The organism is Longimicrobiaceae bacterium, from assembly GCA_035696245.1.
Classification (GTDB): Bacteria; Gemmatimonadota; Gemmatimonadetes; order Longimicrobiales; family Longimicrobiaceae; genus DASRQW01.
In genome coordinates, this window is sequence record DASRQW010000043.1 from 1 (window position 1) to 9,779 (window position 9,779).

Here is a 9,779-nt window from a genome sequence, read left to right on the forward strand (position 1 = left end):
CTGCGCGAGACCGGCGGCGGTTTGCCGGGCTCGCGCAGCGGGCGGGGAGACCCCGGACGGAGGCGGGCAGGCTGTATCGCCCGCCGAAGGAGGAGGCTCCCCGCCCCCGCGGAGGAGACGGACGGGCAGCAGTACCGCCCGGCCGGCTCCGGAGCGGCCCATCAGAAACGCGTTACAGAGAGCCTACTTCGCCTCCCCCTCCATGCCGTACCGCAGAAGCTTCCGGTACAGCGTGGACGGGTCGATGCCCAGCACCTCGGCCGCCCGCGTCTTGTTGCCGTTCTCGGAGTGCAGCACCCAGTGGATGTAGGCGCGCTCCACGATCTCCAGCGTGGGGTTGGGCGGCAGCGACGCGGAAACCAGCGGCTGCGGGGCCCGCTCGGTGATGCGCGAGGGGAGCGCCGAGACGGGGATCTCGCCCGCCGAGGTGAGCACGGCCGCCCGCTCCAGCGCGTTCTCCAGCTCGCGCACGTTGCCGGGCCAGTCGTAGCGCTGCAGCGCCTCGAGCGTCTCGGGCGCCAGCGCCAGCGGCTCCTTGCCGCGCTGGTGGGCGAACTTGCTCAGGAAATAGTCCGCCAGCGCCGGCACGTCGTCGCCCCGGTCGCGCAGGGGCGGCAGGTGCAGGGTGATGACGTTGAGGCGGTAGAAGAGGTCGCTGCGGAAGCCGCCGCGGCGGATCTCCTCGTCCAGGTCGCGGTTGGTGGCGGCGATGATGCGCACGTCGACCGGGATGGCCTCGGTGGCGCCCACGGGGATCACCTCGCGCTCCTGGAGCACGCGCAGCAGCTTGACTTGCGTGGCGGGCGACATCTCGCCCACCTCGTCCAGGAAGAAGCTGCCGCCCTTGGCCGCCACGAACAGCCCCTGCTTGTCCTTCACGGCACCGGTGAACGAGCCGCGCACGTGCCCGAACAGCTCGCTCTCCAGCAGGTTCTCGGGCAGCGCGCCGCAGTTGATGGACACGTACGCGCCGCCGGCCCTGCCCGACAGCTCGTGGATGTACCGCGCCAGCACCTCCTTGCCCGTGCCCGACTCGCCGGAGATGAGCACGGTGGAGTCGCTGGGGCCCACCGTCTCCGCCGTCCGCAGCACCTCCACGAAGCCCTTGCTGCGCCCCACCGGCCGCGACAGGTCGCCGCGGTCGCGCCGCTGGATCTCGGTCTTGAGCGCCTGGTTCTCCTTCTTGAGCTGCCGCGACTCGGCCGCGCGCCGGCAGATGGCGACCAGCTCGTCATTGGCGAACGGCTTCTGGATGTAGTAGAAGGCCCCCTCGTTCACGGCGCGGATGGCGGTCTGGAGCGACGCCTGCGCCGTCATGAGGATCACGGGCAGCGTGCGGTCCTGCTCCTTGGCCGCCAGCAGCACCTCCAGCCCGCCCACGCCGGGCATCCGCACGTCGGACAGCACCACGTCGGGCCGCTCGTCGGCGATCTTCTCCACGCCCTGCGCGCCGCCCACCGCGGTGACCACCTCGAAGCCCTCGCGCTTGAGGAGGATGCGCAGGGTGTCGAGGATGGCCGTCTCGTCGTCGATCACCAGGATCTTGGGGCTGCTCACGGGTGCTTCTCCTTGTGGGATGCCGCGGCGGCCAGGGCCGGGGCGGCGTCGGTCGCCAGGGCGGGGAGGAAGAGGGTGAAGGTGGCGCCCCACCCCTCCGTCCGGTCGTCCACGAACACCGCGCCGCCGTGCGCCTCGGCCGCGCGCTGCACCAGCGCCAGGCCCAGCCCGGTGCCGCCCGGCCGCTGGGTGAAGAAGGGGTCGAAGACGTGGTCGATCGCGTCTTCCGGCACGCCCGGCCCGCTGTCGGACACGCGCACACGCACGGCGTCCGCGGCGCCGAGCGCCGGGGAAAGGATGTCAGAGTGCACGGGCTCCAGCGCCACCTCCACCCGCCCGCCCTCGCCCGCCCACTGCACGGCGTTGAGGGCGAGGTTCAGCATCGCACGGTGCAGCAGGTCGCCGTCGCCGCTCACGAACAGGCCGTCCTCGCCGGGGTCGGCGGTGAGCCGCAAGTCGCAGCCCTCCGCGTCCGGGTGGGCGCGCACCAGCGCCACCGCGTCGCGCGCCACCTCCAGCATGTCCACCGGCGCGGGGTCGCGCACCTTCACGCGCGCGAAGTCGATGAACTCCGCGAGCAGGCGGCTCAGGCGGTCGCTCTCGCGCACCACCAGCCGGCGGAGGATCTGGCGGTCCTCGGGGTCGATGCCGTCGCCCGTCAGCTGCTCCACGGCGCTGCGGATGGAGGCCAGCGGGTTCTTGATCTCGTGCGCCAGCGACGCGCTCAGCTCCGCCACCGCCTCCAGCCGCTCGGCGCGGCGGCGGAGCGCGTCCATCCGCTTCCGCTCGGTGATGTCCTGGAAGATCGCCGTGACCGACGGGGGATGCGGAGCGGGGCGCTTCATCAGCGTGGTGCTCACGCCCAGGATGGTGCCCTCCGCCGTCTCGCCCGTCTCCGAGCGCCCCACGCCCGCGCCCGACTCCACGGTGCGGGTGATGACGGCGCCCAGCCCCGGCGCGATGCGCTCCAGCACGGGCACCACCGGCTGGTTCAGCCACTCATCCGCCGGCAGCGACAGCAGCTCCGCGCCCGACGGGTTGATGTACGCCAGCCGTCCCTCGCCGTCCACCGTAAGGATGCCCGACGCGATGGTCCCAAGGATGTCGTCGGTGTCCAGCCGCAGCCGCCGCAGCTCCGTCTCCACCTCGCCCAGCACCGCGCCCGTGCGCCGCAGCCGGTCGCCCAGGTAGCCGGTGACCATGGCCACGGCCGTGAACAGCAGGATCTGGAGCGCCACCGCCGCGTCCGGCGCCTGGTGCGTGCTCCACACGATCCCGGCGAAGTACAGCACGCTCGCCAGCAGGGCGATGAGGATGCCGCCCAGCAGCGGCAGCAGCACCGCGGCCGAGCAGATCACCAGGATGTAGAGCGGCGCGAACACGCTGTCCTTGCCGTCCGTGAGGTGCACGACCACGGTGACGAGCACCACGTCGAACACCACCTGCGCGTACAGGTAGCTGCGCCCCGGCTCGCGCCCCCGCACGTGCGTGTAGACGAACGAGCCGAAGGTGAACGCGGCCGCCGTGAAGAGGCAGAGTGCCGCCAGCAGCGTGTTCTCGGCGGGCGAGGCGGTCCACACCCAAGCGGCGGCGGCGAAGATGGCGCCTGCCAGGCACAGCCGCCCCAGGTACACCCACGACAGGATGCGCCGCGGCTCCGGCAGGCGCGACGACTGGGCTCGGATCACGGCGCCCCGTTGGGGCGGGACAGGTGCGGGCGGGGCGGTGCGCTCATCTCGCGGGGGTGCGGAAGGTGGGGCCGGCGGCGGGCGCCGACGGCCACGTATTGTCGACCCGCGCTCCCGCAGTGTCAAGTCCGCGCGGGAGTTGCGGATGCCGCTCGTCCCCACCGGATCGGCTGGCGCATCTCCGGACTGGGAGCCGGATGAACGCAGCTGCGCGTTGCACGTTTCTGCGGATGCGCGCGCGGCGTCACGCCGGCCTCGGGATTCGTCGGCAGCGGAGGGCACCCGAGAGATCGATGCCGATCATCCCAAACCTGCTCGGAACTTCGTGGAATGTGTTAGGTGGGCTCCCATCTATCTTCCCATCCCGTTCGCGAAAAGCCTAGGCGTGGTCCGAGTTTTGCTCCCCGCGGGAGCGGAACCTTCACCCGGTGCATGCAGATGGGATTGCGAACCCTGGAAGACACGGACGGCACCACCTGGCAGGTCTGGGACGTCGTTCCGATAAACGCCCCCGAGGGGCTGGAGAAGGGCTGGCTCTGCTTCGAGCGCAACGGCGAGAAACGCCGGCTTGCCCCCATCCCGGAAGACTGGGAAACGCGCAGCGACGCCGAGCTGCGCGTGTTCTGCCGCGCCGCCGAGGCGGTGAAGCCGCGGCGCCGCATCCTCGCCATGGGGGAAGCGGGCGGCTGAGTCGCCCCGATCCGCCACATCGCAAGCCGAAGCCCGCCGCAGCGTCACGCCCGGCGGGCTTCGTGCGTTGTCCCTCCACAACGCCGCCGCGTCCGGTCACGCGGCGCGGCCCACTTCCCTATCGAGTAGCGACGCCATGCTCCCGTTCCGCCGTCGTCCGGGCTTCGACGTGCTCCTCGCGCTGCCCCTCACCCTCGGGCTGGTCGTCACCGCCTGCTCGTTGCTGGAGCCCGGCGGGCTGGACGGCGAGCGAGCCGCGCTCCAGCGGGCCCGCCTGCGCTGGGAAAGCCGCCACGTCGGCACGTACAGCTTCGTGCTGTACCGCGGCTGCGAGTGCCTGGCATCGGGGGTGATGACGGTGAAGGTGGTGAACGGGACGCCGGTGTCGGCGACGCGCCCCGACGGCACTCCTGTACCACTGGAGTACGTCGGCGCGGCGGCCACCGTGCCCGGCCTCTTCCAGCTGGAGGAAGACGCCATCGAACGAAACGCGTTCCAGTTCTCGGCCACGTACGACTCCGCGCTCGGCTTCCCGCAGGCCGTTTCCATCGACTACGACCGCAACACCGTGGACGACGAGGTGGGCTACACCATCCAGAGCCTCACGGTAGCCAACGGCGCCACGTAGTAGCTTCGCAACGTGCCGCGGGACCGATCCACATCCGAAACCTGCGACGAGCCGTCTGCCCCACGGGCGGACGGCTCTTCTCGTGAGATCAATGTCGGGGCGATGCGCGTCTTCCCCATCGGTTCCCGCGGATGAGGGAACGTGAAGATCGGCGGATGTGCGCCGGATGGCGTGGCGGTTGCAACGCCAGCGCGCATCGAGCGTTCACCGCTCTCGCGAGGACGCGTCCATGCGCGCCCGCATCCTCTTCCGCCTCGTCGTCGTCGCCGCCGTCCTCTCGCTCCCTGGCTGCCTCGTCCTGAGCTGCGGCAGCGGATGAGCGGTTGGTCGGCGGATTGGCTCCGATCCATCGAAACCACGAACGCACGCACCGATCCGGCGCGTGCGTTCGTTCTTCCATCCCCCGAGCCGTCCCGCCGGTCCGTCAGCGCGAGTTCGTGATGATGTTGGAGCGGAGGTCCCAGGTGATCTGGTCCGATCCGGAGAGCGTGAACGTGTCCGAGAGCAGCGCCTCGCCTGCGGCCGTCGTTGCAGCCAGGCGGTAGGTGCCCGCGCCTCCGCTGCCGTAGTGCAGCGTCCGCGTCTCGCCCCCCGGCACCAGGCCGATGCGGTTGCGCACGCCGCCGCTGCTCACCAGCAGGATGGTGAGCACGGTGGGCACCGTGAGGTTGTTGCGCACGGTGATCGCCGTGCCTCCGGCGGTGCTCACCTGCGACGACGCCTCCGCCCCGCCGCTCATGGACGGGCCGCAGGCGGAGAGGGACACCAGCGCGATCGTGAGCAGCGTACCGAGCGGGCGTAAGCGGAGCATGGCCGTTCTCCTTGAAGCGTGAGCGGATTCCGAGTATCGAGTGCGCGCGTCCAAGCACCATGCGTGCCGCCCTCGCATCTCCCGCACGCCACAACCGCTTGTGAACACGGTAGATGTGACGCAGGCGATTTCGTTCGATCAGTGCGCCCCGATTGGGAAAGGCCCGCACGCGGAGACGCGAAGGACGCGGAGAACAGCTCGTTCTCCGTAGTTCCTCCGCGTTCTCCGCGACTCCGCGTGATCCCGCCGTTGGGGTGAGCAGCGGAAATGGCGGCGGACGAGGACAGGAAAAAAGGGAGACTGCCGATGGCAATCTCCCTCCGTGGAACCGCTGTCGTGAGCGGTGGGATGCTACTCGCCCGCGCCCGCTTCCGCTGCCTCGGTTTCCGCAGGCGCTTCGTCCACAGCGGGGAAGAGGAGCGATGCGAGCACCGCCAGCAGGTCTTCGCGGCCGTCGCCCTTGAGGGCGGAGAACGGGATCACCTGGTCCTTGTCCACGCCCAGCTTCCGCACCGTGTCCGCCACCGCCTCGCCGCGCATCGACGGCTTCAGCTTGTCGGACTTGGTGAGCGCGAACAATACCGGCACGCCCAGCTCGGCCAGGTACTCCACCGAAGCGACGTCGTCGTCCGTGGGCCCCGTGCGCAGGTCGATGAGCTGCACCACGCCCAGCAGGTCCGGGCTGGCGGAGAGGTAGCCGTGGATCAGCGGCTGCCACTTGCCCTTGACCGCCCCCGGCACGCGAGCGAAGCCGTAGCCCGGAAGGTCGACCAGGAAGAAGTCGCCCTGGTCCGCCCGCACCTTGTAGAAGTTGATCTCCTGCGTCTTGCCGGGCGAGGCCGACACGCGGGCGATGGCCGTACGCGTGCGGCCCAGCAGCCGGTTGATCAGCGACGACTTGCCCACGTTGGAGCGGCCGGAGAAGGCGACCTGCGGCATGCCCACCGCGCTCTCGGGCGGCGCCTGCCCCAGCTGCCCGATGGCGCCCGCGAACTCGACCGACTTGATGCGCAGCGGCGACTTGGGATCGTACTCCAAGCCGCTACGCCTCCTTCTTGCGCCGGGGCTCCGGCGCCAGGATGAGCAGCGGCGCCACGCGCTCGGTGATGCACTCGGGCGTGACCACCACCTCGCGCACGTCGGCGCGTGAGGGGATGTCGAACATGATGTCGCGCATGATCTGCTCGATCACGGCGCGCAGGCCGCGGGCGCCCGTGCCGCGGTCCAGCGCCTCGCGGGCGATGGCGCGGATGGCGCCGGGGTCGAAGGTGATGCCCACGCCGTCCATCCCGAAGATCTTCTGGTACTGCTTCACCAGCGCGTTCTTCGGCTCGGTGAGGATGCGCACCAGCGCGTTCTCGTCGAGGTTGTCGAGCGTGACCATCACCGGCAGGCGGCCCACCAGCTCGGGGATCAGGCCGAAGCGCAGCAGGTCCTCGGGCTCCACGTCGCGGAAGGGGTTGCCCTTGTCGGGCTCGGCCGTCTCCTTGCCCGTGCCGAACCCGATCTGCCGCTTGCCCGTGCGCGCCTCGATGATCTTCTCCAGGCCGTCGAAGGCCCCGCCGCACAGGAAGAGGGTGTGGCGGGTGTTGATCTGGATGTACTCCTGCTGCGGGTGCTTGCGGCCCCCCTGCGGCGGCACGGAGGCCGTGGTGCCCTCCAGGATCTTGAGCAGCGCCTGCTGCACGCCCTCGCCGCTCACGTCGCGCGTGATGCTGGGGTTCTCGCTCTTGCGCGCGATCTTGTCTATCTCGTCGATGTAGATGATGCCGCGCTCGCACTCGGCCACGTTGAAGTCGGCCGCCTGGAGCAGGCGCACGAGGATGTTCTCCACGTCCTCGCCCACGTAGCCGGCCTCGGTCAGCGTGGTCGCGTCCACGATGGTGAACGGCACGTGGAGCACGCGCGCCAGCGTCTGCGCCAGCAGCGTCTTGCCCACGCCCGTGCTGCCGATGAGGAGGATGTTCGACTTGTCCAGCTCCACGTCGTCCATCACGCCCTGGTGGTTCACCCGCTTGTAGTGGTTGTAGACCGAGACGGAGAGCGACTTCTTCGCCTCGTCCTGCCCCACCACGTACTGGTCCAGCACCTCCTTGATCTCCTGCGGGGAGGGCACGGGGGTGGCGGCGCTGGTCGCCTCCTTGATCTCCTCCTCGGCGAGGATCTCGTTGCAGAGCGAGATGCACTCGTTGCAGATGTAGACCGAGGGCCCGGAGATGAACCGCTTCACCGAGTCCTTGGACTTTCCGCAGAAGGAGCAGCGGAGGTGCTTGTCGCTGGGCATAAGAGGCAGACCGCGGGGTAATGCGTGAAAAACGTGCGGAGAGCGCGAAGCGCCCCCGGCCCGGGTGGGCCGGGGGCGCCGGTTCGCCGTCTCAGGTCTCGGTGGTGTTGGTGCCTGTCTCGGGCTCGATGTGCTCGACCTCCACCACCTCGCCCCGCTTGGAGATGACGTGGTCGATCAGCCCGTAGGCCTGGGCCTGCGCCGGCGACATGTAGCGGTCGCGGTCCAGGTCCTCCTCGATCTGCTCCACCGTCTGGCCGGTGTTGTCGGCGTACATCTCGTTCATGCGCTGCCGCACGTACAGCAGCTCGCGCGCGGCGATCTCGATGTCGGCCGCCGTGCCCTGCGACCCGCCCGAGGGCTGGTGCAGCATGATGCGCGCGTTGGGGAGCGACGAACGCTTGCCCTTGGTACCCCCGGCCAGCAGGAACGAGCCCATGCTGGCGGCCATGCCCATGCAGATCGTGGCCACGTCGCACGACAGGAACTTCATGGTGTCGTAGATGGCCAGGCCCGCGTACACCGACCCGCCGGGCGAGTTGATGTACAGGTAGATGTCCTTCTCCGGGTTGTCGGCCTGCAGGAACAGCAGCTGGGCGATGACGACGTTGGCCACGTTGTCGTCGATCTGGCTGCCCAGGAAGATGATCCGGTCCATCAGGAGCCGCGAGAAGATGTCGTAGCTTCTCTCTCCGCGGCTGGAGCGCTCGATCACGTACGGGGCGTAGATGGCCATGTGCGCTTTCTGGGTGGAATGCGTTCGGAAACGGCCCAGTACCTCAGGCTACGGTGTTCTGCGACTGGAGGAAGGTGAACACCTTGTCCTCGGTGATCTCGTTCTCCAGCACCTGCAGCTGCCCGGACTTCTCCAGCTCCAGCCACACCTCGGTCGGAGTGCGTCCGCCCTTCTCCGCGATCTCGTCCACGCGGGCGTCGATCTCGTCCTGCGTGGCGCGCAGGCCCTGCGCGTCGGCCAGGTGCTCCACCACCATCATGCGCTTCAGCGACGCCTCTGCCTGGGGCCGCATAAGGCGCCGGTACTGCGAGAACTGTTCCTCCTGCTCGGCCGTGCGCTTGCGGCGCTTGGCCTGCTCCGTGCCCTCGCCCAGCATGTAGTCGAGGTACCGGTCCACCATCGAGTTGGGCACCTCGAAGGGGTTCGCCTCCACCACCTGCTGCATGAGCTGCCCGCGCACCTCGTCGCTCGCGCGGCGGGTGGCGTCGTCCTTCAGGTCGGCGAGCACGCGCTCGCGCAGCGCCGCCATGGTCCCGAACTCGCCCAGCGACGTCGCGAACTCGTCGTCCAGCTCCGGCAGGTGCCGGTTCTGCACGTCGATCAGGCGGATGTGCAGGTGCTGCTCCTGACCGCGCTGCTCCTCGTCGGGGAAGTCCTCGGGGAAGCGCACGTCGAAGTCGGCCTCGCCGCCCGCGGCCAGCGTGCGGATCGCCTCCTCCACGTCGGAGATCGCCTGACCCTCGCCCAGCACGAAGCGGTAGGGCCGGGGCTCCTCGGCGTCCTCGGCGGCGTCGCGGTCGCGGATCTCCACCGTCACCTGGTCGCCGAAGTCGGGCTTGGTGCCCTCGGGCGCGTCGTGCCAGTGGCCGCGCTCGCCGCGGAGGCGCTCCAGCACCGCGTCCACGTCCGCCTCGCCCGCGTCGGCAGCGGGGCGGGTGGCGCTGAAGCCGGCGAGCGTCTTGATCTCGACCGGCGGGTGGACCTCGAACTCCACGTCGAAGGTGAGGTCGGCTTCGGCGGCGTACTGCACGTTGCCCACCTGGCCCTGCGTGATGGGCTGGAACTCGCCGCTGTCCAGCGCCTCCTTGTACGCCTCCTGGATCACCCGGTCCAGCGTCTCCTGCTCGATCTGCGGACCGAACTGCTTCTCGAGCAGGTTCGCGGGCATCTTGCCCTTGCGGAAGCCCGGCAGGCGCACGTTTCCGGCGAGCTGGCTGGCCACGCTGCGGCGCACGCGCTGCACGCGCTCGCGGGGAACGGTGATGGAGAGGCGGCGGCTCCAGGAGGCGGGCTCCTGGACGTCGATGCGCAGGTCGGTGGTTTCGGCGGCCATCCTGATCTATTCCGTCTGGGGTGAGGTTGCGCTGGTACGGCAAGGTGCGAAA

The 9,779-nt window shown here is 69.9% G+C and carries 9 protein-coding genes; 2 read left to right on the forward strand and 7 right to left on the reverse strand.

What is annotated here, in order from left to right; all coding sequences use genetic code 11:
• Positions 1 to 183: 183 nt before the first annotated feature.
• Positions 184 to 1,557 carry a sigma-54 dependent transcriptional regulator gene (locus VFE05_01745; GenBank protein ID HET6228768.1) on the reverse strand — a complete coding sequence of 458 codons (1,374 nt, stop codon included), beginning with the start codon at positions 1,555 to 1,557 and terminating at the stop codon, positions 184 to 186.
• Positions 1,554 to 3,245: an ATP-binding protein gene (locus VFE05_01750; protein HET6228769.1), complete on the reverse strand. Its 1,692-nt coding sequence runs from the start codon at positions 3,243 to 3,245 to the stop codon at positions 1,554 to 1,556. The genes VFE05_01745 and VFE05_01750 overlap by 4 nt, the downstream gene beginning before the upstream one ends.
• 438 nt (positions 3,246 to 3,683) lie before the next feature.
• On the opposite strand from VFE05_01750, the gene VFE05_01755 reads away from it, so the two are divergent.
• Both VFE05_01755 and VFE05_01760 read left to right on the forward strand, forming a co-directional pair.
• Positions 3,684 to 3,935, forward strand: coding sequence for a hypothetical protein (locus VFE05_01755; protein HET6228770.1), 252 nt, complete (start codon positions 3,684 to 3,686; stop codon positions 3,933 to 3,935).
• A gap of 136 nt (positions 3,936 to 4,071) precedes the next feature.
• Entirely contained in the window at positions 4,072 to 4,563 is a 492-nt protein-coding gene (locus VFE05_01760) for a DUF6174 domain-containing protein (protein HET6228771.1), read from the forward strand.
• Positions 4,564 to 4,987: 424 nt separating this feature from the next.
• On the opposite strand, the gene VFE05_01765 is transcribed toward VFE05_01760, so the two are convergent.
• The 5 genes from VFE05_01765 to tig all read right to left on the reverse strand — a co-directional run bounded on the left by VFE05_01765 (position 4,988) and on the right by tig (position 9,727).
• Positions 4,988 to 5,374: a hypothetical protein gene (locus VFE05_01765; protein HET6228772.1), complete on the reverse strand. Its 387-nt coding sequence runs from the start codon at positions 5,372 to 5,374 to the stop codon at positions 4,988 to 4,990.
• Positions 5,375 to 5,725: 351 nt separating this feature from the next.
• The gene (yihA, locus tag VFE05_01770) at positions 5,726 to 6,412 is read right to left on the reverse strand and encodes a ribosome biogenesis GTP-binding protein YihA/YsxC (protein HET6228773.1); all 687 of its coding nucleotides are present in this window, start codon (positions 6,410 to 6,412) and stop codon (positions 5,726 to 5,728) included.
• Between the two features lie 4 nt (positions 6,413 to 6,416).
• A complete protein-coding gene (gene clpX, locus VFE05_01775; protein ID HET6228774.1) occupies positions 6,417 to 7,658 on the reverse strand; it encodes an ATP-dependent Clp protease ATP-binding subunit ClpX in 1,242 nt (413 codons plus the stop codon).
• A gap of 91 nt (positions 7,659 to 7,749) precedes the next feature.
• Entirely contained in the window at positions 7,750 to 8,433 is a 684-nt protein-coding gene (clpP, locus tag VFE05_01780) for an ATP-dependent Clp endopeptidase proteolytic subunit ClpP (GenBank protein HET6228775.1), read from the reverse strand.
• Between the two features lie 4 nt (positions 8,434 to 8,437).
• Positions 8,438 to 9,727 (reverse strand): trigger factor, encoded by a 1,290-nt coding sequence (tig, locus tag VFE05_01785; protein ID HET6228776.1) that lies wholly within the window; start codon positions 9,725 to 9,727, stop codon positions 8,438 to 8,440.
• Between the last annotated feature and the right edge of the window lie 52 nt (positions 9,728 to 9,779).